Source organism: Paraburkholderia oxyphila NBRC 105797 (genome assembly GCF_000685075.1).
Classification (GTDB): domain Bacteria; phylum Pseudomonadota; class Gammaproteobacteria; order Burkholderiales; family Burkholderiaceae; genus Paraburkholderia; species Paraburkholderia oxyphila.
On sequence record NZ_BAYD01000013.1, the window covers coordinates 71,694 to 94,073 of the forward strand.

The window sequence follows — 22,380 nt, forward strand, 5'->3', positions numbered from 1 at the left end:
CTATGGCAATGAATGTTTCCCCGGATTCGGCGGCGAACGAGCCGGACGTGCTCGTCGACATCAACACGACACCGCTTATCGACGTGATGCTGGTGCTATTGATCATGCTGATCATCACCATTCCGATCCAGATGCACTCGGTCAAGATGAATCTGCCGGTGGGCAATCCACCGCCGCCGGCAGCGCCGCCACCGGTCGTTCAGGTCGATATCCGGCCGGATGGCGGGCTGACCTGGAACGGCACGCCGCTTTCGGGCCGGGCAGATCTCGAACAGCATATGGCGCAAGTCGCCGCTCAGACGGATCAGCCGGAGATACACCTGCTGCCTGACCGGCTTTCTCCCTACAGTGCGGTGGCGGAAGTGCTCGCCGCCGCGCAGCGCGAGGGCGCGACGAGGATCGGGCTCATTGGCAACGAGCAATATATGCAATAGCGGTGGTTGTGCGATTAATGCGAAAATAGTTCGCATATTCACTCATTATAATCGGGAATTAAAATAAACCGATGGCTGGTGCAACGTAACGATGCACGCCATTCGGCAACCACGATAAATTAATCAATAAGTTATCCTAATTTAAACTGTCACGCTGGTCGATCCGGAACCTGAGCCGCTCCGCTCGCCTATCGACGCACCCGACATTTGCGTGCCGGCCACCGTCTCGCGGCGGTCATTCCAGATTCCCGGACACCCATGCCCTTGGGCCGATCCGCTCGGCCGTGGATAGGCGTGCGCGCGCCCCGGCGTCCTGGAAACCCGATCCCCATTTGCAACCTGTTGGTATTGGAAAAGTGATGCAAGTAATCAAGAACAAACGGTCTGACCACGGCAGTCACGGCGTACGCATGAAGGTGATGTCGCTCGCGGCATTCGCGGCGTTTACGGTGGTTTGCAATGGCGCGGCGCTGGCACAGGAAGCGGCCGCGCCCGACGCGGCGAGTGCGCCGGCAGCGCAACCGGGGAGTGGGCAGCCGTCGGCGCAAAAGGAGAAAGGCGCGGCGGCGCAATCCGGCAGCGCCTCCACGACGGTGCAGCAGGACACCGTGGTTGTCACGGGCACGCGTACCGACACGCGCGCCAGCAAGAGCCTGACGCCCGTCGATGTCATCAGCGGCGCGCAGCTGCAGTCCACTGGCCAGAGCAACCTGCGCGACGCGCTCGTGCAGCTTTCGCCCTCGATCGTGCGCGAAACCTATGCCGGCGACGCCGCCGTACTCACCGACGCACTTTCGCTGCATGGCTTGAGCCCCGATCACGTGCTCGTCCTGGTGAACGGGAAAAGGCGCCATACGACGGCGAACATCGCGCTCGATGGTGGTCTGAACGAGGGCTCCACCGGTGTCGACATCGACATGATTCCGGTGGCGCTGATCGACCACATCGAAATTCTGCGTGACGGCGCAGCGGCGCAATATGGCTCCGATGCGATTGCGGGCGTCATCAACATCATTCTGAAGCGCGCCTCGCACGGTGGAGAGATCCAGTCGACGACCGGCCAGACCTATGCCGGCGACGGCCTCAAGAATACCGAATCGGCGAATATCGGCCTGAATCTGGGTGACAAGGGCTTTCTCGACCTGAGTGCCGAGTACGCGCGTCAGAATCATACTGTGCGCACGGGGCCGGACGATTATTTCGGGACCTTTGCGCCGGGGCATGGCTACTACAATCCCATCGAGGGCGATCCCTCCAGTACGCGGGAGTCGGTCGGTTTCAACGCAGGCTACTACCTGGGCGACGACGTCGAGCTCTACGGCTTCGGTACTTACGCCCACCGCGACGGCAGCGCCTATCAAAACTACCGCCCGCCCTCAGTGCTGCCATCGATCTATCCGAACGGCTTCGTGCCCCAGGAGACGATCAACGAGAACGACTACTCCGTGACGGCGGGCATCAAGGGGCAGAATCTCTTCGGTTGGTCGTGGGACCTGAGCACGACCTATGGCGGCGATCACGATGTGATCGGTATGGTCGACTCCGCCAATACCGGGCTTTACGCGGCGCAGGGCTACACGCCCACGACGTTCCATCTGTCGACGGTGAGCAATACGCAGCTGACGAACAATCTCGACTTTTCGAGAGCTTTCCAGCTGCCGGTGTTGCCCGCTCCGCTGCAGGTGTCGTTTGGCGTAGAGCAGCGGCGCGAGACATACACGGTGGGCGCGGGCGACCCGGCTTCGTACGTCTATGGCGGCGCGCAGGCGTTGCCGGGCCTCGCGCCGGTCAGCGCGAGCGACAATTCACGCAACGTCATTGGCACGTATATCGATCTCTCCACGCACCTGACGCCCAAGTGGCAGATCGACCTCGCCGGACGCTTCGAGCATTACAACGACGTTGGCGACACGACCAACGGCAAGATCTCGACGCGCTACGACTTTACGCCTGCCATTGCGTTGCGCGGCAGCGTGAGCACGGGCTTCCGCGCGCCGTCACTCGCGGAGGAGTACTACACGAATATCAACGAGTCGCCCGCTTCAGCGAGCGGTCTGCTAGCGGCGAATTCCGCGGCCGCGAAGCTCATCGGCGCTCAACAGCTCAAGTCGGAGGAGTCGACCAACTACAACGTCGGGCTCGTGCTCACGCCAGCAAACAACCTGCACGTCACGCTCGATGCGTATCAGATCGACATCCGCAATCGCATCGTGCTGGGCGGTACAGCGTCGGGCGCAGAGGCGATCGCGGCACTGGAAGCGGCCGGCCTGTCGATTCCCGGCACGATTCCGGCTTCGGCGGTGTCTGCAAGCTACTTCACCAACGGCGCCAGCACGCGCACACGCGGGCTCGATCTGACCGGGACGTACCACACGAGCTTCGGCAGTTACGGCCAGGTGGACTGGGACTTGGGCGTCAACCTGAATACGACCTCTGTCACGCATGTGGCTACGGGCGCCAACGGCGCGCCCGAGCTCAATGCGCAGCAGATCGGCTGGCTCACGACGTCTACGCCAAAGAACAAGATCATCATCGGCGGAACGTGGAAGCGCGACAAATGGGCGGTTAGTGTGCACGAAACGCGCTTTGGCACAACATCGGGCGAAGAGACCTATATCGTCGGCCCGAACGCGTTCTCCACCACCCAGTTCATTCATTTCCAGAACGCCGCGCGCTATGTCACCGACGTCGAGGTTCGCTACGACGTGACGAAGAAGTTTCAGATCGCGGTGGGCGCGAACAATCTGTTCGATGTGTATCCGTCGAAGCTGCCCTATGAGGCCCAGCTCGAAGGCGCGCAATACGACGCGTTCGCCTCCACGATCGGCGTGAACGGCGGGTTCTATTACCTGCGTGCGCGTTACCAATTCTGATTGTGTTGACTATGCATAGAAGAATTTGCTCGTAAGTATCTGGCTTTGCCGTAGACATAATGGCAAGGAGGCATTCGCGTGACTTTCCTGAAACAGCATTTCCCATGCGCAGGGCGCGTGGGGCGGGAGTGATATATGTCCTGGTCCCTTTCGATTCTCGACAAGAGTCCCATCGCGGAGGGCGCGAGCGCGCACGATGCATTGCGCTTCTCGGTGCGGCTGGCACAGCGCGCCGAAGCGCTCGGTTACCGCCGCTACTGGATCGCCGAACACCATGGCGCACCAGGTCTTGCCAGCTCCGCACCGGAGATCGTCGTTTCGCATCTGCTTGCGCACACGTCGAAAATTCGCGTGGGTTCCGGTGGCGTGATGTTGCAGCACTACAGCCCGTTCAAGGTGGCTGAGTCGTTTCGCGTGCTCGCCTCGCTCGCGCCGGGGCGCGTGGATCTGGGCGTGGGCAAGGCGCCCGGCGGCCTGCCGCTCACCACTCGCGCGCTGCAATGGTTTCATGACAAGCAGAAAAAGCCGGACTTCGCGCATCAACTTGCGGAACTCGACGCGTTTCTAAAGTGGGGCGTCGCCGAAGATCATCCGCTGGCGGGCGCGATTGCGTTGCCCGTTCCGCCGGAAGCGCCACAGCGCATTCTGCTGGGCGGCAGCCCCGAAAGCGCACGGCTCGCCGCGCAGCACGACTGGCAGTTCTGCTATGCGGGCCATTTCAATGGCGACGAGGCCAATATCGGCCGCTCCCTCGACGCTTACCGCGACGCGACGGGCCGAACGCCGCTGCTCGCCCTTTATGCATTCGCGGCGGCCTCGCGCGAGGAGGCCCGCAAGCACGTCGGCGCATTGCGCATCTTCAAGCTGCAACTGTCGACTGGCCAGAGCGTGAATCTGCCGAGTCCCGAGGCCGCGGCGGAATTCGCGCGCCAGACCGGCGTGTCCGAATACCGTCTCGACGAATTGCATCCGCACGTGCTTGCCGGTACGGCTGACGAAATCCGTGCGGAGCTCGATGCATTGCATGCGCGCTTCGGCATCGAGGAGTTCGTCATTGATACACCGGTGACGGACTATGCGTTGCGCCTCGCCTCGATCGAGCGGCTAGCCGGCGCGGAAATTGCCGCGCGCGTCTGAACTTCCCCTTTCATTCCTGCTGGACGGACAAGAACATGACTCAGCGTAATCTCACTTTCGGCATCATGCTGCATGGCGCGGGCGGCCACATGAACGCCTGGAAGCATCCGGGCGGTCCCGCGGATGCGAGCGTCAACCTCGACTTCGTGACCGGTATCGCGCAAAAGGCGGAAGAAAACGGTGTCGCATTCGCTTTCGTTGCCGATGGCCTCTATATCAACGAAAAGTCGATTCCGCATTTCCTGAACCGCTTCGAGCCGATTTCGATTCTCTCGGCCCTGGCGACGGCAACCTCGAAGATCGGCCTCGCGGGCACGCTCTCGACGTCGTACAGCCACCCGTATACGGTGGCGCGGCAGTTCGCTTCACTCGACCTCATCAGCGGCGGCCGCGCGGGATGGAACGTTGTTACGTCGCCGCTCGAAGGGTCGGCGAAGAACTATGGCGGCGAGCATCCGGACCATGCGCTGCGCTACGAGATCGCCGACGAGTACCTCGAGGTGGTGCAGGGGCTCTGGGACAGCTGGGACGACGATGCATTCGTGCGCGATCGCGAGAGCGGGCGCTTCTTCGATCGCGAGAAGCTCCACACCCTTGATCACAAGGGCCGCTTTTTCGAAGTCGCCGGTCCGCTCAATATCCAGCGCTCGCCACAGGGACAGCCGGTCATTTTCCAGGCCGGCTCGTCCGATTCCGGTATCGATCTCGCCGGCAAGTACGCGGACGCTGTGTTCACCCACTCGCCCTCGCTCGAGGAAACGCGCGACTTCGCCGAGCGTGTGCGCCAGAGTGCAGTGGCGCATGGCCGGGCGGCGAGCGACGTGAAGATTTTTCCCGGCATCGGCCCCATTGTCGGCACCACGCTGGAGGAGGCCGAAGCGAAATACCGGGTGATTCGGGATCTCCTCAACGTGGACGAAGCGCTTGCCTACCTCGGCCGCTTTTTCGAGCATCACGACTTCTCGCAATACCCACTCGACGAGCCGTTTCCCGATCTTGGCGACCTCGGTACGAACAGCTTCCGCTCGACCACGGACCGCATCAAGGCCGATGCCCGCCGCAACGGTGCGACGCTGCGGGAGGTTGCGCTGGCCGTCGCCACGCCAAAAACACAATTTCTCGGCACGGGCGAGCAGATCGCCGACGAGCTGGTCCGCTGGATCGACGCAGGCGCCGCGGACGGTTTCATCCTCGGTTTTCCGGCGCAGGCCGAAGGGCTCGACGACTTCGTGAAACACGTGATTCCCGTGCTCGAAGCGCGCGGCCGCTATAGCCGCCGCCTGAGCGGAGCCACGCTGCGCGATCACCTTGGCTTGCCGCGCCGCGCGAGCCGCTATGCGCTGTCTCCGGCGCAGTAAACGGCTCACATGCCTGGCAGGGAATCCGAACCATGAGCGATACGACGCAAATTGCCTCCACGCCTCACGTGCATCACGCCCACGCAGGCGAGAGCGCGCCCGACTATGCCCGTTACCGCGTCGTGCCCGCGCGCCACCCGGCGCGCACGGCCGGCACCGTGCTGGCGATCGCGCTGATCGCCCTCGTGTTCTTCTCCGTGCTGGGAAATCCACGCTGGGGTTGGGACGTGTTCGCGCAATGGTTCTTCGCCGAGCCGGTGCTCGAAGGGCTGGGGCGCACGATCGTGCTGACGGCGCTTGGCGCGGCATTCGGCTTCGCGCTGGCCGTGCCACTTGCGCTGGCGCGCCTGTCCCGCTCGCCGTTGCTCGCGGGCAGCGCGTGGGCGTTCATCTGGCTGTTCCGCTCCATCCCCCCCATCGTCCTGCTGCTGTTGCTGAACAACCTTGGCTATCTGTACGAGACGGTGTGGATAGGCGTTCCGTTCACGCATATCACGCTGTTCAGCGAGCCGACAACCGAGCTCATCAGCCCGTTCTTCGCGGCGGTGCTCGGCTTGTCGCTCAATCATGCCGCGTTCGCGGCGGAAGCGTTTCGCGGTGGCATTCTGTCCGTCGATCACGGTCAGCGCGAAGCCGCTGCCGCGCTCGGGCTGCCTCAGGGCAGGCAGGCGTGGCGCATCCTGCTGCCGCAGGCGATGCGCGCCGTGTTGCCCACAGCGTTCAATGACGTGATCGGGCTCGCGAAAGGCACGTCAGTCGTTTATATCCTTGCGATGCCCGATCTGTTCTACACGGTGCAGATCATCTATCACCGCAATCTGGAAGTGATTCCGCTGCTGATGGTGGCGACCGTGTGGTACCTGGTGATCCTCACCGTGTTGTCGGCCATTCAGGTGCACGTGGAGCGCCACTACGCGCGAGGCGCTTCGCGCGAGCAGGTTGCACGCTCGCCGCTATCGGGCCTCGTGAAGCTGCTGCGTAGTGCCCGCGTCGCGCAAACCACGCGTAGCGGCGCGGCCGACGTCGCAGCGGATGCCGCGTGGGCGCAACGGCGTGTGGGTGGGACGGTAGGAATCCACAACGTGTCGAAGAGCTTCGGCGCGCTCAAGGTGCTCGACAACATCTCGTTGACCGTGCCATCCGGGAGCGTGACCGTCATTCTCGGTCAGTCCGGTTCGGGTAAATCGACACTGCTGCGTTCCATCAATCACCTGGAGAGCGTGGACGACGGTTTCATCGATATCGATCGCGAACTGGTGGGTTATCGCCGCGAGGGACGCACGCTCTACGAGCTGAAGGAGAAGGAGATTTTGCGGCGCCGCGCCGACGTGGGCATGGTGTTCCAGAACTTCAACCTCTTTCCGCATCTGACTGTGCTGCAAAACCTGGTCGAGGCGCCGCTCGCGGCGGGCGTGCCGCGCGCACAAGCCGAAGCGCAAGCGCTTGCGCTGCTCGCGCGTGTCGGTCTCGGAGAAAAGGGCGACGCGTGGCCGCGCCAGCTTTCGGGCGGCCAGCAGCAGCGGGTGGCGATTGCGCGGGCGCTCGCGCTCAAGCCCAAGGTCCTGCTGTTCGACGAGCCCACTTCCGCGCTCGATCCCGAACTCGTCAACGAAGTGCTCGACGTGATCCGACAACTGGCGCGTTCCGGTACGACGCTCATCATCGTGACCCACGAAATCGGCTTCGCACGCGAGGTCGCGGACACCATCGTGTTCATGGACGGCGGCCGCGTGGTGGAATCGGGGCCGCCCGCCCAGGTGCTGGCGAATCCCGCTCATCCGCGCACGCGTGAATTTCTTTCGAAGGTGCTTTGATTTCGCTTCGCTTCGCCAAAACCCGTTTATTTACTGATTCCATTTGCTGATTATTTGCTGACTAAAGATTATCTGACTATGACGACTCGCGATCTGCTGCTGTTGCTGGAACCTGGTTTTGCCGATCCCGCCTACCCGGGCGAACGCTTCATCTGCCCGCATGGCGCCCCGATCGAGGCACTGCTCGCCAGCGATCCCGCCGGCGTGGCGAGGCTCGACGTGAAGCGCGTGGGCTTCACGCGCCCGCGGCAGGCGGTGATCGAAGTGCTGGACGAAGCCCACCAGGGGTTGCCGGTGCTCGTGCTCGGCGACGAGCAGCCGCTGCCCGACGACGCCCAAACGCTGGGCGGCCGTCATTATGTGAGCGATCCGAAGCGCATTCTCTCGCTGCTCGCCGAGCGTCACGGTTTTCCGAAGGTCCATTGACGCATCGCCCATTTTTTGAAAACCAGCGGGAACACGCCATGTCTGTTTACGAAGCGGAGGCGCCGGTCGTCGCCGCAACCGGGCTATCGCAGTCGGTGGTCGACTGGGTCCATCAACTCGTCTCCATCGACACGACGAGCCACCTGCCCAACCTCGGTCTGATCGAGACGGTGCGCGACGCGCTCGCGCGCGAAGGGATAGACGCAACGCTGATTCGCGACCGGCGCGAAGGCTGGGCCAACCTGTTCGCGACGGTGCCCGCGCACGACGGCTCGACCGACGGCGGTATCGTCCTCTCGGGGCACACCGACGTCGTGCCCGTGGCCGGCCAGGACTGGGAGAGCGACCCATTCCGCCCGCAGTGGCGCGACGACCGGCTCTACGGACGCGGCACCTGCGATATGAAGGGGTTTATCGGCACTGCGCTCGCACTGGTGCCGCGGATGCGCGCGACGAAGCTCGCGAAGCCGATTCATTTCGCGCTCTCGTACGACGAAGAACTCGGCTGCGTGGGGGCGCCCTCCATGATCGCCGAACTCGGCAAGCGTGGCGTGCGTCCGTCCGGTTGTATCGTGGGCGAACCGACCGGCATGCGGCCCGTCATCGCGCACAAGGGCATTCATACGTACCAGTGCTGCGTGCGCGGGCACGCGGCCCATTCGTCGCTCACGCCCAAAGGCGTGAATGCGATCGAGTACGCAGCGCGGCTCATTTGCCATATTCGGGATATCGCGGACCAGTTTCGTGCGCAGGGGCCGTTCGACGATCTGTTCGATGTGCCGTTCACGACGGCGCAAACGAGCCTGATCGAAGGCGGTAATGCGATCAATACGGTGCCCGCCGAGTGCCGCTTCTCTTTTGAATTTCGCAATCTGCCGCAGGTCGAGCCGGCGGCGGTCTTCGCGCGCATCGAGTCATGGGCGCGCAATACGCTCCTGCCACAAATGCGCAGTGAACATCCGTCCGCCGATATCGAGTTCCGGCAGCTTTCCTCATCGCCGGGACTCGACGCAGCGGAGGAGGCCGCCATCACGCAACTCGTGCGGGCGTTGACGGGCGACCGGGAGCGGCGCAAGGTGGCATACGGCACCGAGGCCGGGCTCTTTGCGCAGGTGGGAATTCCCACGGTGGTTTGCGGGCCAGGCCATATCGAGCAGGCGCATCGAGCGAACGAATATGTGTCGCGGGAACAACTTGCCAGTGGCGAGCAGTTTTTGCGGCGGCTCATTCGGGGGCTCGACGCGGAGGTGGGCGAAACGCATGCACAGGCGCGGGGTGATCGATGACGATCGTATTGCCCGCAGGTCAATTGCAGGAACAGTTTGTGTACGTCTCGGTGCGAGACCCGCGAGCGCGTCCGCTATTCGACGAACTGGCCTACGAATATCACAGCCGGTATAGCGACGTGATCGACCCGGAAATGTTGCGTCAGGAGATGGTCCGTTATCCGGACGAGGCATTTGCGACGCCGCATGGCGCCTTCGTGCTGCTGCTGCGCGACGGCGTGGCCGTGGCGGGCGGCGCGTTCATGCGCCACGCCGACGCAGGCACCGCCGAATTCAAGCGGATCTGGGCGAGCCGCCATTGCCGTCGCCAGGGTCTGGCGCGACGCGTGCTCGACGAACTGGAGGCGCAGGCCGCGAGGCAGGGCTATACGCGCGTGTTTCTCGGCACGGGACCACGTCAACCCGAGGCAATCGCGCTGTATCAAGGCAGTGGCTATACGCTGCTCTCCGCGCACGATTTCGGCGAGGACGCACCACCAGGCTATCACTTCGAGAAGGCGCTGACGGCGGCAGTGGCATTGCATGGAGCGTGACGCGTTGCAAATCGATGCGGGCGCGCGCTTTGTAGAAGGCTGCGAATCCGGCACCGTCGAGGCTGCGCGCGCGACGGCAAAAGAGCGCCTTCTCCTTGGGATTTGCGTCGGCGTGGGCTTCACGACGCTGCTCGATCAGACCGTCTTTGCGCTGGCGGTACCGCGACTTCGCGAGGCGCTTCACGCGACGGACGCGCAGTTGCAGCTCATCGTCTCGATCTACTCGATGGCCTTCGGTCTCGCGCTCGTGCCAGCCGGACGTCTCGGCGACATGATCGGCCGGCGCCCGCTTTTTCTCTTCGGGCTCGTGGTGTTCACCGGGTGCAGCCTGGTGGGCGGCATCGCGCCGAATGCGAGCATGGTGATCGCGGCTCGACTGCTTCAGGGGCTCGGTGCGGGCATCCTCAATACGCAGGTGCTCGGCCTCATACAGGACCGGTTTCAGGGCGCGCGCCGCGCATGGGCGCTCGGCCGCTATGCGTCGGCGGGTGGATTGTCGGCGGCGGTGGGGCCGATTCTCGGCGCCATGGTGCTTGCCTTTACGCCTTATGCAAGCGGTTGGCGCTGGCTGTTCCTCGTGAACGTGCCGTTCGGCGCGCTCGCGTTGGGGCTCGCGCTGCGCCATCTGCCGCGCAGTGGCGAAGCACGGGGACGTTTTTCGCTCGATGCAGTCGGGCTCGTGTGCCTTAGCGTGGCCACGCTCGGCTTGATGGGCGCCACGCTCGTCGCACCTGGCGCCACGTTTGCCGCGCGCGATTGGCTCGCGGTCGCATTGATCGCCCTGGCGAGCTTCGCGTTATGGGAACGCCGCTACGCGAAGAGCGGGCGCACGCCTATTCTCTCGCGCGGACTCGCCCGCTCACCCGGCTATGTGCTTGGCGCGATCGTTGCGATGTGCCAGTTCGCGGCGGGGCTGACGTCCGGCATGGTCTCGACGCTGTATTTTCTCGGCGGCTTCGGTATCGGCCCGACCTTGTTCGCCGCGCTAACGGTGCCTGGCGCACTCGGCATGATGGTCATGTCCGCGCGAAGCGGGCGTTTTCTCCAGCGCTTCGGGCGCACGGGCATTACGTTCGCGATCGCTGCGCACGCGCTTTTGACCTCGGCGCAGGGCGCAGCCATGCTGCTGCTTCCGCGCGGCGCGGTGTTGCTCGTGTATCCGCTCATCGGCCTGCTACAGGGTGGCGCGAGCGGGCTGATCCACGCGCCGAACCAGGCGCTGAGCCTGGCCGAAGCGGGCGAGGGCGAAGGGCGGGGCGTGGCTGCGGGCTTTTATCAGTTGACGCAACGTCTCGCGAGTGCGGTATCGATCTCCTGGGGCAGCGGATTGCTGCTCGGCAGCGCCACGGTAGGCGCCGCGCTCGCCGACTATCGGGGCGGACTCGTCGCGGCACTCGAACTCGTGCTCGCACTGACGGGCATGGCCGGGCTTGCGAGCGTCGCGGACATGCTGCGCCGTTCACGCCGCGCCTGAATGGCCATGCTTTCGTTGTACGAGCTGGATCGGATTGCCGTCGAGATCTGCGACCCATGCGGCCCTGAGTGTGCCGTCGAGGAAATCGTGCGTGGCAGAGAGCACTACCGCGCCGTTTGCCGCTAACGCTTCGAGTGCGGCGTCGGTGTTGTCGGTCCAGAGCACGATTTCCATACCCCGGCCTTCGCCTGGAGAGAGGCCGTGGCCCGCGCACGCGGCTCGTGCGGACGCGATGCCGGGCGTGAAGCCGTCGAGCTTCAGTTCGACATGCACTGGCAGCCCCGCGGCTGGCATGCGAAACGATTCGACAAATCCGGGACGCGTGTAAAAAGCGGCGGCGCGAGAGACGTCGTTCGCATAGAGATTGATCATGGGTGATCCCAGTAGCGTCACGTCCGTTCGCTGTGGAGATATTAAGGATGACGATGTTATCAGGATGCCAACACCGAAAAATGGCCGATTGATAGAAAGGCGCACACGTATGAAATGAATTGTGGCGCTTATTTACATTCGAGAAATAAATGGTTGGATCGACCTTCCGGCAGAGCGACCATCCGTTGCTTGATCAGGCAATAAAGACAGAAATATTCTGCTATTTTCACGATGGGGTTGTTAATGCGCCGGGAACGTTCAATCAAACACGACAAGCATTTATTTGCAGGATTCCATAAGAAAGCCATTCCATTCGCGGTTTTTTCACTCGCTTATGCAGGCACGGCCTGGTCGCAGAGCACTAACACAGCAACGACATCAGCATCATCGCAGCCCGACGGCAACGCACAACCCACCACTCAGGTGCAGGATCGTGTCGTAGTGACGGGTACGCGCACGGCGACGAAGGTGACAAAGAGCCTCACGCCCGTCGACGTGATTACGTCGGCGCAACTGCAGAGCACCGGGCAAAGCGATTTGCGCGACGCGCTCGTCGCGCTGTCTCCATCGATTCAACGCCAGGCGATGGGCGGCGCCCAGGCGGCGCTGGTCGATGTGTTGACGCTGCACGGGCTCACACCGGACCAGGTGCTCGTGCTCGTGAACGGCAAGCGCCGGCACTCCACCGCGACGATCTCGCTCAATCCTGGTCCGCAGCAAGGTTCCACGGGCGTCGATCTCGATCTCATTCCAGTCAGCGCCGTCGATCATGTGGAAATCCTGCGTGACGGCGCGGCCGCGCAATATGGCTCCGATGCGATTGCGGGCGTCATCAACATCATTCTCAAGTCCGACACGAAAGGCGGCTATATCGAGAGCCTGACCGGGCAGACGTATCAGGGCGACGGCCTGCGCCAGACCGAATCCGCGCATTACGGCCTTGCGCTAGGTGCGGGCGGGTTTCTCGATCTGAGCGCGGAAATCTCGCGGCAGAACCATACGGATCGCACCGACCCTTACGCACATACCGGATCGCTTGCGGGCTCGGAAAGCAACCGCTATATCGGCGATCCGTCGAGCACGCGTGAGGTTGTCGGTTTCAACGCGGGCTACTACCTGAGCGATAGTGTCGAGCTGTATGGCTTCGGCACCTATGCCCACCGCGATGCAGCCAGTTATCAGACGATCCGCGGCGCCACCGTTTTACCGGAGATCTATCCGAACGGATTCTCGCCGCAGGACTTGCTCAACGAAAATGACTTCTCGATCACGGCGGGTGCGAAAGGCGACGCACTGTTTGGCTGGAAGTGGGACTTGAGCACGACCTACGGCGGCGACTACGATAGTTTCAGCCAGGCGGATTCGGAGAATCTCGGGCTGTATCAGGCGACCGGGCATACGCCGACGAACTTCTATATCGGCAGCCAGCAAAGCACGCAGTGGACGAACAATCTCGATTTCACGCGGCCGTTTCAGCTGCCCGTATTGCCCGCACCCGTCAACGTGTCGGTTGGCTTTGAACAGCGTACCGAGCGCTACGCGGTAGGCGCGGGCGAACCCTATTCGTATCTCTACGGCGGCACGCCGGCGCTGGTTGGACTGTCTCCGGCGAGCGCGAGCGATAATTCGCGCAACGTGCTGGGCACCTATATCGATCTTTCCACCAAGCTTACGCAGAAATGGCAAATCGATCTCTCGGGACGCTTCGAGCACTACAGCGATGTGGGCGATACGACCAACGGCAAGATTTCCACACGTTACGATTTCACGCCATGGATTGCGGTACGCGGTAGTGTCGGCACGGGATTTCGCGCGCCGTCGCTCGCACAGGAGTACTACACGACACTGAGCCCGACACCCACGTCTGCGTTCGCGCTGCTCGCCGCGAATTCGGCCGCTGCGCGCGCGCTCGGTGCACAGCCGCTCAAGCCGGAGGAATCGACGAGTTATAACCTCGGCTTCGTCCTGACGCCGACGCGTGATATCAACGTGACGATCGACGCTTACCAGATCGACATCCGCAATCGCATTGTCGAGGGCGGCTCGCAGGCTGGCCAGAACGCGATCAACGCCATCGCGCTGGCGGGCTTTTCGACGCCGCTGGGCATTCCGGCCTCGGCGATCTCCGCAAGCTACTTCACCAATGGTGCGAACACGCGCACGCGCGGCCTCGATCTCACGGCGACGTATCACACCTGGCTCGGGCAATACGGCACCATCGACTGGGATCTCGGCCTCAATGTCAACAATACGACGCTGACTCATCTTGCACCTGGCGCGAACGGGCAGCCGCTGCTCAACGCACAGCAGATCGCCTATCTGACCACAGGCACGCCCAAGAACAAAATCATCCTGGGCGGTGTATGGAATTATGGCAAGTGGGGCGTGTCGTTGCATGAAACGCGCTATGGAACGACATCGGCCGAGGAGTCCTACCGCACCGGACCGAATGCTGGCTCGGTCACCGTCTTCATTCCGTTCACCAACAAGGCCGAGTACACCACCGATATCGAGGCCCGCTACGAGGTCACGAGGCAGTTCGAGGTGGCGCTGGGCGCGCGCAATCTCTTCAACGAATACCCGAACAAGCTACCGCTCGCGGCGCAATACGCAGGCGCCGTTTATGACACGACGACTTCCGCCATCGGCGTCGACGGCGGCTTCTACTACCTGCGCGCCCGCTACCTGTTCTAGTTCGACCGACAACACCCGACCATTGAAGGACCGTCATGCAACGAAGAGTATTCCTGATGAAACTCGGTGCGCTGGCTACGGCGCCGCTGGCCTTGAACGACATCGCTCGGGCTGCCACGCAGACCTATGATTTTTCCCCGCAACAGAACGGGCGCGTGAGGGCGCCGGAAAATCCCGCCGCACGGCGCCTCGCGGCGGAATATCGATTCGTTACGCCGGGTGCATTCAGCGTGGCGATCTCGCCGTTCGCCGCGCCCCTCGCAAGCTATGCGACGGACGCGAGGACCATTGTGGGTTCCGAACCAGACTATGCGCAACTGGTTGCCGATGCGCTCGGACTGAAGCTCGCGCTCATTCCCGTTGCCTGGGAGGACTGGCCGCTCGGGCTCACCTCCGGGAAATACGACGCGGTGATCGCGAATGTCGGCGTGACCGAGAAGCGCAAACAGAAATTCGATTTCACGACCTATCGCCTGGGACTGCATGCCTTTTACGTGGCGTCGAAGAGCACCATCCAGTCGATTCGCGAACCGAAGGATATCGCGGGGCTGCGCATCATCACCGGGTCGGGAACGATACAGGAGCGCATTCTTCTCGAGTGGAACCAGCAGAACGTGGCGAGCGGACTCAAGCCGGCCGCGTTGCAGTACTTCGAGGATCTCACGTCGTCCGTGCTCGCGCTGCAGTCCGGCCGCTCCGACGCCATCTTCAATCCGCACGCGCCATTGGCCTATGCGGCGGCAACGCAGGGAAACATCCGGCTCGTCGGCACGGTGAATGCCGGCTGGCCGCTGCGCGCGGACGTCGCCGCGGCCACCCGCAAGGGCAGCGGTCTTGCGGCAGCCCTCACGGAAGCGACGAATGGGCTGATAGCCGGCGGCCAGTATCGTGCCGGGCTCACCCGTTGGGGTTTGCAGGATGAGGCCATTGCACACGCCCAGACGAATCCGCCTGGGTACAAGGACGCCTGAAGCGCTAACGGATTGAACTTTGAACGACTCTCAATACCGGAATCTGACCACGACATGAGTGATTTGAACATCAAACATATTGCGTTTCTAACGCCTGGAAATTATCCCGACGAAAACCCGGCCGCCGGATTCGAGCGAACGCTGGAACTGTTCAGCGCGGGCGAAAAGCTCGGCTACGACAGCGCCTGGGTGCGGCAGCGTCATCTGGAGCGCGCCGTTTCTTCCGCGGCGACATTTCTCGCGGCGGCAACGCAACGGACCCAGCGTATTGGCCTCGGCGCAGCGGTGATCCAGATGGGCTACGAAAATCCGTTCCGTCTGGCGGAGGATCTGGCCACCGTCGATATCCTGTCGAACGGCCGACTCAATGTCGGCCTCAGCGCGGGCGAGCCGAACCACGGCGCGCTGCTCGGCGAACGCTTCTTCGACACCGACCCGGACCTCGTCGACTTCTCGCATGCGCGCGTGGCACGTCTTCGCCGCAATCTCGCGGGTGAATGGCTGGGCGACGAAGACACGACTGTCGAATCAGCCGCGGGCAAGGTGCGGCCGCGCGTGTCGCCCTATGCACCCGGGCTGACGGACCGGCTATGGTACGGCGGTGGCTCACGACGTTCGATCGAGTGGGCCGGTCGCAATGGTTTCAATTTGCTGATCGGCAATATCACCACGGGCGAGGGCACTGACGATCATCGCGAGGCGCAACTCAACCAGATCGCGCTGTTCCGGGAACACTGGGCCGAAGCGCGCGCGCCGCGCATCGCGGTCGGGCGCGTCATCGTCCCCACCGACAGTGCGGATGCCGCGACGCGGCAGCGTTACCGCGAATTCGCCGAGGGGCGTCGCGCCCGTACGCTCGCCCCGCTGGGTGAACGCCGGGTCCTGTTCCTTCCCGACCTCGTGGGACCGGCTGAACAGATCGTCGAGCAGCTGCATGCCGACCCGGTACTCGCGCAAGTGAGCGAGCTACGTCTCGAACTTCCGTACGACTTGCCGTTCGAGAACTACCAGCAGATTCTCGAGGACTTTATCGTGCGCATTGCACCAGAACTGGGCTGGATTGCGGCAAGCGCATCTAGCCCGTCGCTACCGTCCGGCCTGCCACGCGGCGCAGAAGTGTAGTTCCGGGGTGATATTGCTGCCGGTAATGACAAAATGTCCCTTCACCCGCCGATTTCATGGGACTTTTTGTCAGAATCTCCTTGAGAGGGGCTGACTGATCCTGCGCCCTGGCGGACCCCCGCTGGACCCGGGTGATGTTCGCCGGATATCCGGGCGACGACCGCCGCGCCATGCGCCATGGGTCGATGGACCCGTGGCGAGGCGGCCCTGCCGCGGCGCGTGGAACGGCACCGCGATCGGCGGCCCGTCAGGCGTGCGCGCGGTGGGCTTCCTGTACGCCGGACGCGTGTCAGGTGACATACTCCCGGCCATGGCGCCGGGGCATCACCAGGCGACTTTATTTCCCTGACGAGTCACTGAGCTCTGCGGAGCGAAGACGCGCGATATCATCCCGCAAACAGTGTACGGTGCGTTGCATCACCGCGTCGTCCGGGCCATGGCCGCCCTGAAGCCGTTCGATATGTTCCGTGAGGGTTTGAACCAGCGCGACAAGTGTACGCTGCTTCCGTGACTCCAGCAGTTCCAGATAGGCGTTGAGCGAGCGTTCAACGACATACATGGACGCGCTGTCCTCCAGGGCACTGCGGGCACTGAAGTAGAATCCCCAGCGCCCGAATACCCGCCCCAACGAACGTGGCAGCACCGTTGACGGCAAGGTTTCGCGAAGAATGAAAGCGGGTGCGACGAACGAAGCCGGGCGCGCAGGGGCGAGTCGAGCCGGTCCCGGCGTGTCAGCCAGATGATGAAGGGCGACGCTCGCTCTCGCGTGCAGTGTCTCGACGGTTCGCGTTGCCGCGCCGGAAAGAGAAAGGGCGCGTGCGTTCGCGGCGAGTTCAACAAGCCGGGTGGCGTCGAAGGACATATCGTGGGTTTCTGACCATAGCGCGGCGGCGTTGTGGGCAATTTCGCTCACGAGACTGATCATGGTTCGCTCGACCGTTTTTGCAGGGTCTGTTTGCGAACGAATGGTCGCGTCAACGGCATCGCGGCTTGCCAGCAGGGCTTGCAGCGCCTCGTCGCGTTGCGCGCCCGCGTGGGTTGCTGGCACATGCCACATCAGGCGAACCTCGAGTGCATCCAGTACGTCGCGACGTAACGTTGCAAGCTGGCGCAGCCGCATTTCAGTTCGTTGTTTGCGGCACTGCGCGAGCGCATCAGCAAAAGGGCCATCGATCCAGGCACGTCGCCAGGGTGGGTCTTCCTCCCGGGTGCTGACCAGATAGACGGGAATGTCCAGGCGGGTGCTTTTCCAGAGCCCACGCACGACGTGTTCGTAGATTCGCCACCGGTCGTCTGCGGTCACAAGATCGATCTTCGTGACGAGCACCGCAACGCGTGCGCCGCGGCTGCAGAGCTGACGCACGAGCGCCGACTCACGCAACGTGAGCGGCGCTGTCGCAGAAATGAGCACAACTGCGATATCGCACCACGGCGCCGTCGGTGGGCTCCCCTGCACAATGTCCCATTCTTCCCAGTCGACGCCCGGAGTGTCGATGAGGGTGATGCCACCGGAAAGCAGAGGAGCCGGGCATTCGAACGTGATCCGTGTGATACCCCTGGCGTTCCCGGGATTGGAATGCTCGTCGACAAATTCGGCGATGCGCGCGCGGTCGATGAGTTCGATCTTCGTGGTGACGAATTCGACGGTACCCCGCTCCACTCTTCCGTGATGAATCTCGACAGGTATGGCCGTTGTCGGCAGCGCCGTAACAGGAAGCAGCGCGCTGCCCAGCAGGCTGTTAAGCAGAGAGGACTTTCCGGCACTGACGGCCCCGAACAGACCGACGACGATATCGGTCGAGCCGTAGTGACGCGCGAAGTCCATGCTACGGCGATGAAGATCGCCAAGTCCGTGCGACGCGGTAATGCGTTCGAGTTCCGCTATCAGCGGATGCGCAGGGGCGCCGGTTGAGGCGCATTGCGGGCCGGCGGAAGCCGGCGAGGCTACCGGCCTTTCCGACGGGGTGCCGATACCGATGTCCCTGGAAAGCGAGCCCTGAAGCGCGTCGAGCAATCCCATCAGATGACCGACGAGTCTACTGGCATCTTCCTCGACGTCCTCGCTCAAGCCTTGATCGGCTGCCGTGCTGGTCGCGCTCGCAGTGCGCGGATCCAGTTCCGAAAGCGCGAGCATGGCTTCGCTGATACGGAGTCGGCAGGATTCAATGGCGCTGGTCGTGGGCGCGGGCAGGGAAAGATGGTGACGCGCGGTAATGGTCTGCATCGCGCTACGAACCCGTTCCAGCTCATTCAGCATGAGCTGATGCTGGACCGGCACGGCGTCGGCGAGGCGTGTGGGAAACGGTGACTGCTGCACGACCGGATTGAGGTAATGCAGCGCATCGGTGAGGCACGCATCGATCCGGACGAAAACCTCTCCTGCGCGTCGTGAGTAGGCGGGAGGGAACGTATGATCTTTACCATTTCGCAACATGGCGATCTCTTCGTTCAGTGGGTGCCCAGTGTTTGCAGGATTTCGCACCAGCCACCGCACCAGCCAATGGCCGCGATGAGCGCGCCGCGATCCTCCGCAGAGTCCGTTCCGCGACTGTCCCAGCGAAAGGAATGCTCGAAGCGCCCGAGATGCCCGGAGATACGGGAAACGGTCGCGCCATGGTGGCGCAGGAGCGTCGCACCATCGTGCTCCATGGCTGCAATCAGGTGAGCGCGGCAAAGGACATCGCTGTCATTTCCGGCGCATTGACCGCAGATATAAGGCACCCATCCGTCGCGATTTTCGCTTGCGAACGCCCGCGCGTTCGCAAGATCCCGGCCGTAGGCAAGCCGCTCCGGTGGCGCGTTTCCCGATGACTCTGGGCCGTAGCCCAGGCTGCACATATGGCATGGGCCGGAAGGACGCAGCCGGTGTCGTGCGACCCCTGCCGGTGCCACGCTGTACAGACCATGACCGCCCAGCAGGTGGTCTGCGTGGTGGATCAGTTCGTTATACAGAATGGTGCTGCCGTGGATCAGATGCGGGCGAAAGGCCGCCTCGACGCAGAAAAAGGCAAGCGCATGCCGTGCGCACATCCCCCAATGCGCATTGAGACGGGCGCGGACGTCCGCGTCCATGATGCTGCCCTGGATAAACCACCACAGAAAATCAACCTCGCCGTCGGACAGCGTCAACGCGCAAGGGGGAGCGAGACCAGAAGGGGCGGGCACGGTGCACTGTCCGGTAAGTCAAACGGGACGCAAAACCTGGACAGGGGCATTGAGATGACCCAGCAGCTCCCGACCAGGAACCGTAGGCATCATTAGCCGGACAGCGCCGGCGGTTTGAGGAGGTATGCCATCTCCCTCAAGCACAGGTTCATTTTAATGACGGCATCTCAGATTGGCAACGGATCCGCCGAATTGATATCTGAGTTGTCCTACACTGTGGCTAGAGACCGGGGGGGCGTGAGAAATGGCGGAACCATCGGAGAACACGAGACGGGCGCTGCGAGGACATCTTTGGCATCTCCTTGAGCTCCTTGAAAAGGTGCGCGAAATATGTGGGCCGGAGGCAAATAGCAGCGTACGCCTCAATTATCTGCACCGGCTGGATGGTGAAAGGCTGCATGATGTCGAGCGTTTCCTCGAGAGATTCAACGACGAGGTCAATTGGGCGGCAATTCAGTGGGGAATCGATATCGACAGGGAACAGATTGAAGCGATCCATGCGCTCTCAGTCTCACTGCAGTTCGTTGGCATCGCGCTTGAGGAGATGTCGCCGTCGCGTCTGTCAGGCTTTGGGGCGCTCGATCCCGCGTTCGAGAAGGACTACGCGGTGTTTCTCCAGAGACTCCGTGGCCACCTCGGCACGCTTCAGCGTGCACTGGTGACCAGCGAGACGGACCGCCCAGCAGTTTGATTGGTCTGGTGCCTCACGGTCCCCGAAGGCCGACATGATCACGTTAAAGGATGCGGGAACGTTGCTGCCTGCGCCGATGCCGTTGTGGTCCATCGCGGATTCTCCCGTTAGCTCCGTAGCGTTGCGACCAGCCGTTTCGGGCGCAGCAAGAGTCCCAGGCCGTCGACCGCGTGGCGAACGACGACATCGGCGACCTCCAGTGCGTCAGTGGCAAGTCCCTCAGACCCGAGCACGACGATGGCCAGCGCTGCCTGTTTGAGCATGAGCGCGTCATTGCGTCCATTGCCCATTGCTGCGACCCGGTCCGGGCCGAGGCGTCGTACGTAATCGGCTTTCGCAAGCGCCTGCCCAGCGGTTGGCAGGCAGAGGATTTCCACGGGGCAATTGCGCAGATGGTCGCGCGCATCGCCGTAGGTGTTGCCCGTGACCACGTGAAGGTCCAGTTCATTGGCGAGTGCCGCCAGACGTGACTCGACGCCGTCGAGCAGTCGCCCGTCAACGGCGAGCGTTCCGTTGAAGTCGAGAACAAGATGCTCGAGGTTCAGGGTACGAAACCCCGGGATGTCCAGGAAGATCATCTGTCTCTCCTTGTGCGCCACTGCGGGAAATCGGGCCCGCCACGGCGCAATCTGGCGATTGCGCGTGCCATCGGAGCATGGGAAGACAGACGACATGCGCAACAGCGCGACCCGATGCCAGGACGGCTGGAGGCATCATTAGCCGGTCGGCGCCGGCGGTTGGCGGAGAATGCCATCTCCGTAGATCTGTGTTCTCACTCTAGACAATGGCAGGAAGCTGCGCAATCGGGTTTTGAGGTGCGAAAGACGGATGTTTCATCCTGTCGGGTATTCGGGGGGCGCCCGGAATGGTCAGCGGCGCGGGCAGTGGCGGGTGCGGATTGTGCGTGCTACACTGCCCGGAAAGGAGATGGCATTCCTCCTTAACCAAACCGCCGGCTTTGCCCGGCTAATGATGCCTACGGTCCCTGGGTCAGGAGGTCGTAGGCATTGCCAAGGCGTCCTGCTGCCCAGATTGGTTCACGCTACGAATCTGGTTTTTCATGCGATCAGTTCCTTTTCCGCGCCGTACCGGGCGCGGTGAGTGCGTACGCACATTTTCGCTCGATGTGGCAGACCGGTCGTCCTTGCGGAGGCGCCCATGAAGGGGAGCCAGCTGACCCTCTACGCCGCGAACCAGAGCCACCGTATCAAGCACCTGACGGTGGTCGACTGGTTGCTCGACGAAGCCAGACAGGCCGGCATCATCGGCGCTACGGTCGTTGAAATCGCGGAGGGAGTGGATGCCAGGGGCAAATACCATGCCGCGCGCTTCTTCGAACTCGTGGATCAGCCGGTCGCCGTCACGCTGATCGCTGCGGACGAACGGATCGACGCGATGCTCGCCCGGGTCCGCGAGGGTGGCATTCGCCTTTTCTACACGCGCGCGCCGATCGAATTCGATACCCTGGGCACAAAGGGAGGCCAGTGATGGATTTCAACGCAATTCCCCCGGGCGATAACGTGCCTGTAGAAGTGAATGCCATCATCGAAATCCCCGCGCAGAGCGAGCCGGTGAAATACGAGGCAGATAAACGTCTCGGACTCCTGAGGGTCGACCGGATCATGAGCGCAGGTATGCGCTATCCAGCGAATTATGGATTTATCCCGAGAACCCTCGCGAGGGATGGCGACCCGCTCGACATTATCGTCATCGCGCCATTTCCTCTTGAGCGACTCTCCCTGATCACCTGTCGCCCGGTCGGCTTGATGAACATGACGGACCAGGCCGGACCCGACGAAAAGGTGATTGCGGTCCCGACGGACGGCGTCTGTCCGTCGACCCGGGCCATCACGGAGCTGGATCACGTGGGCGAATACACCCTGAACCAGATCCAGTTTTTCTTTGAGCACTACAAAAAGCTCGAACCGGGCAAGTGGGTGCAGTTCGAGGGCTGGGCGAATATCGATGCCGCGTATCAGGCAATCCGCAGTGCGATTGCCGCATTTCACGACGCGCATCCCTGAATCCGC

The 22,380-nt window shown here is 62.7% G+C and carries 19 protein-coding genes and 3 riboswitches; of the genes, 15 read left to right on the top strand and 4 right to left on the bottom strand.

Annotated features, from left to right (window positions below):
* Window positions 1–2: 2 nt before the first annotated feature.
* The 9 genes from BO1_RS11695 to BO1_RS11740 all read left to right on the top strand — a co-directional run bounded on the left by BO1_RS11695 (window position 3) and on the right by BO1_RS11740 (window position 11,335).
* Window positions 3–434, top strand: a complete 432-nt coding sequence (locus tag BO1_RS11695; protein WP_028217719.1) for an ExbD/TolR family protein — start codon at window positions 3–5, stop codon at window positions 432–434.
* Between the two features lie 359 nt (window positions 435–793).
* Window positions 794–3,307: a TonB-dependent receptor plug domain-containing protein gene (locus BO1_RS11700; RefSeq protein WP_245643773.1), complete on the top strand. Its 2,514-nt coding sequence runs from the start codon at window positions 794–796 to the stop codon at window positions 3,305–3,307.
* Window positions 3,308–3,442: 135 nt separating this feature from the next.
* A complete protein-coding gene (locus tag BO1_RS11705; RefSeq protein WP_028217721.1) occupies window positions 3,443–4,444 on the top strand; it encodes an LLM class flavin-dependent oxidoreductase in 1,002 nt (333 codons plus the stop codon).
* Window positions 4,445–4,479: 35 nt separating this feature from the next.
* Window positions 4,480–5,802, top strand: coding sequence for an LLM class flavin-dependent oxidoreductase (locus BO1_RS11710; protein ID WP_028217722.1), 1,323 nt, complete (start codon window positions 4,480–4,482; stop codon window positions 5,800–5,802).
* 32 nt (window positions 5,803–5,834) lie between these two features.
* Window positions 5,835–7,616 (top strand): amino acid ABC transporter permease/ATP-binding protein, encoded by a 1,782-nt coding sequence (locus tag BO1_RS61755; protein WP_084687891.1) that lies wholly within the window; start codon window positions 5,835–5,837, stop codon window positions 7,614–7,616.
* A 78-nt stretch (window positions 7,617–7,694) separates the two neighbouring features.
* A complete protein-coding gene (locus tag BO1_RS11725; RefSeq protein ID WP_028217723.1) occupies window positions 7,695–8,042 on the top strand; it encodes a DUF3088 domain-containing protein in 348 nt (115 codons plus the stop codon).
* A gap of 38 nt (window positions 8,043–8,080) precedes the next feature.
* Window positions 8,081–9,328, top strand: coding sequence for an acetylornithine deacetylase (gene argE, locus BO1_RS50655; RefSeq protein ID WP_043284556.1), 1,248 nt, complete (start codon window positions 8,081–8,083; stop codon window positions 9,326–9,328).
* Window positions 9,325–9,861: a GNAT family N-acetyltransferase gene (locus BO1_RS11735; RefSeq protein ID WP_028217724.1), complete on the top strand. Its 537-nt coding sequence runs from the start codon at window positions 9,325–9,327 to the stop codon at window positions 9,859–9,861. The genes argE and BO1_RS11735 overlap by 4 nt, the downstream gene beginning before the upstream one ends.
* Window positions 9,862–9,865: 4 nt before the next feature.
* On the top strand, window positions 9,866–11,335 hold the full coding sequence (locus BO1_RS11740) for an MFS transporter (protein WP_167338333.1): 1,470 nt from the start codon (window positions 9,866–9,868) through the stop codon (window positions 11,333–11,335).
* Here BO1_RS11740 and BO1_RS11745 read toward each other — a convergent pair.
* A complete protein-coding gene (locus BO1_RS11745; protein WP_028217726.1) occupies window positions 11,321–11,707 on the bottom strand; it encodes a VOC family protein in 387 nt (128 codons plus the stop codon). The genes BO1_RS11740 and BO1_RS11745 overlap by 15 nt on opposite strands.
* Window positions 11,708–11,950: 243 nt before the next feature.
* Here BO1_RS11745 and BO1_RS11750 point away from each other — a divergent pair, with 243 nt between their 5' ends.
* From BO1_RS11750 to BO1_RS50660, 3 genes are read left to right on the top strand one after another with little or no spacing between them, the layout of a single operon-like run.
* Window positions 11,951–14,401 carry a TonB-dependent receptor plug domain-containing protein gene (locus BO1_RS11750; RefSeq protein ID WP_028217727.1) on the top strand — a complete coding sequence of 817 codons (2,451 nt, stop codon included), beginning with the start codon at window positions 11,951–11,953 and terminating at the stop codon, window positions 14,399–14,401.
* A 56-nt stretch (window positions 14,402–14,457) separates the two neighbouring features.
* Window positions 14,458–15,372: an ABC transporter substrate-binding protein gene (locus BO1_RS11755; protein WP_028217728.1), complete on the top strand. Its 915-nt coding sequence runs from the start codon at window positions 14,458–14,460 to the stop codon at window positions 15,370–15,372.
* A 54-nt stretch (window positions 15,373–15,426) separates the two neighbouring features.
* Window positions 15,427–16,494, top strand: coding sequence for an LLM class flavin-dependent oxidoreductase (locus tag BO1_RS50660; RefSeq protein ID WP_043284560.1), 1,068 nt, complete (start codon window positions 15,427–15,429; stop codon window positions 16,492–16,494).
* A gap of 337 nt (window positions 16,495–16,831) precedes the next feature.
* Here the strand turns inward: BO1_RS50660 and BO1_RS11765 are convergent, their stop codons facing one another.
* Complete coding sequence (locus BO1_RS11765; protein WP_028217729.1) at window positions 16,832–18,928, bottom strand: dynamin family protein; 2,097 nt, start codon at window positions 18,926–18,928, stop codon at window positions 16,832–16,834.
* Between the two features lie 14 nt (window positions 18,929–18,942).
* Window positions 18,943–19,659, bottom strand: a complete 717-nt coding sequence (locus BO1_RS59015) for a hypothetical protein (protein WP_156992221.1) — start codon at window positions 19,657–19,659, stop codon at window positions 18,943–18,945.
* A 76-nt stretch (window positions 19,660–19,735) separates the two neighbouring features.
* Window positions 19,736–19,803, bottom strand: a riboswitch (Fluoride riboswitch).
* A gap of 100 nt (window positions 19,804–19,903) precedes the next feature.
* Here BO1_RS59015 and BO1_RS11780 point away from each other — a divergent pair.
* Window positions 19,904–20,350 (top strand): hypothetical protein, encoded by a 447-nt coding sequence (locus BO1_RS11780; RefSeq protein WP_028217732.1) that lies wholly within the window; start codon window positions 19,904–19,906, stop codon window positions 20,348–20,350.
* Window positions 20,351–20,457: 107 nt separating this feature from the next.
* Here BO1_RS11780 and BO1_RS11785 read toward each other — a convergent pair whose 3' ends face one another.
* Complete coding sequence (locus BO1_RS11785; protein ID WP_028217733.1) at window positions 20,458–20,928, bottom strand: HAD family hydrolase; 471 nt, start codon at window positions 20,926–20,928, stop codon at window positions 20,458–20,460.
* A 122-nt stretch (window positions 20,929–21,050) separates the two neighbouring features.
* Window positions 21,051–21,117, bottom strand: a riboswitch (Fluoride riboswitch).
* A 147-nt stretch (window positions 21,118–21,264) separates the two neighbouring features.
* A riboswitch (Fluoride riboswitch) is annotated at window positions 21,265–21,336 on the top strand.
* A gap of 172 nt (window positions 21,337–21,508) precedes the next feature.
* Here BO1_RS11785 and BO1_RS11790 point away from each other — a divergent pair.
* On the top strand, window positions 21,509–21,838 hold the full coding sequence (locus BO1_RS11790; protein WP_028217734.1) for a DUF190 domain-containing protein: 330 nt from the start codon (window positions 21,509–21,511) through the stop codon (window positions 21,836–21,838).
* Window positions 21,838–22,374 carry an inorganic diphosphatase gene (ppa, locus tag BO1_RS11795; RefSeq protein ID WP_028217735.1) on the top strand — a complete coding sequence of 179 codons (537 nt, stop codon included), beginning with the start codon at window positions 21,838–21,840 and terminating at the stop codon, window positions 22,372–22,374. The genes BO1_RS11790 and ppa overlap by 1 nt, the downstream gene beginning before the upstream one ends.
* Window positions 22,375–22,380 lie beyond the last annotated feature (6 nt).

Coding starts and splice junctions, on each gene's coding strand:
- BO1_RS11725 (WP_028217723.1), top strand. CDS start 7,695: ATGACGACTCGCGATCTGCTGCTGTTGCTGGAACCTGGTTTTGCCGAT.
- BO1_RS50660 (WP_043284560.1), top strand. CDS start 15,427: ATGAGTGATTTGAACATCAAACATATTGCGTTTCTAACGCCTGGAAAT.
- BO1_RS11750 (WP_028217727.1), top strand. CDS start 11,951: ATGCGCCGGGAACGTTCAATCAAACACGACAAGCATTTATTTGCAGGA.
- argE (WP_043284556.1), top strand. CDS start 8,081: ATGTCTGTTTACGAAGCGGAGGCGCCGGTCGTCGCCGCAACCGGGCTA.
- BO1_RS11710 (WP_028217722.1), top strand. CDS start 4,480: ATGACTCAGCGTAATCTCACTTTCGGCATCATGCTGCATGGCGCGGGC.
- BO1_RS11765 (WP_028217729.1), bottom strand. CDS start 18,928: ATGTTGCGAAATGGTAAAGATCATACGTTCCCTCCCGCCTACTCACGA.
- ppa (WP_028217735.1), top strand. CDS start 21,838: ATGGATTTCAACGCAATTCCCCCGGGCGATAACGTGCCTGTAGAAGTG.
- BO1_RS11780 (WP_028217732.1), top strand. CDS start 19,904: ATGGCGGAACCATCGGAGAACACGAGACGGGCGCTGCGAGGACATCTT.
- BO1_RS61755 (WP_084687891.1), top strand. CDS start 5,835: ATGAGCGATACGACGCAAATTGCCTCCACGCCTCACGTGCATCACGCC.
- BO1_RS11735 (WP_028217724.1), top strand. CDS start 9,325: ATGACGATCGTATTGCCCGCAGGTCAATTGCAGGAACAGTTTGTGTAC.
- BO1_RS11695 (WP_028217719.1), top strand. CDS start 3: ATGGCAATGAATGTTTCCCCGGATTCGGCGGCGAACGAGCCGGACGTG.
- BO1_RS11700 (WP_245643773.1), top strand. CDS start 794: ATGCAAGTAATCAAGAACAAACGGTCTGACCACGGCAGTCACGGCGTA.
- BO1_RS11790 (WP_028217734.1), top strand. CDS start 21,509: ATGAAGGGGAGCCAGCTGACCCTCTACGCCGCGAACCAGAGCCACCGT.
- BO1_RS11755 (WP_028217728.1), top strand. CDS start 14,458: ATGAAACTCGGTGCGCTGGCTACGGCGCCGCTGGCCTTGAACGACATC.
- BO1_RS11745 (WP_028217726.1), bottom strand. CDS start 11,707: ATGATCAATCTCTATGCGAACGACGTCTCTCGCGCCGCCGCTTTTTAC.
- BO1_RS11785 (WP_028217733.1), bottom strand. CDS start 20,928: ATGATCTTCCTGGACATCCCGGGGTTTCGTACCCTGAACCTCGAGCAT.
- BO1_RS11705 (WP_028217721.1), top strand. CDS start 3,443: ATGTCCTGGTCCCTTTCGATTCTCGACAAGAGTCCCATCGCGGAGGGC.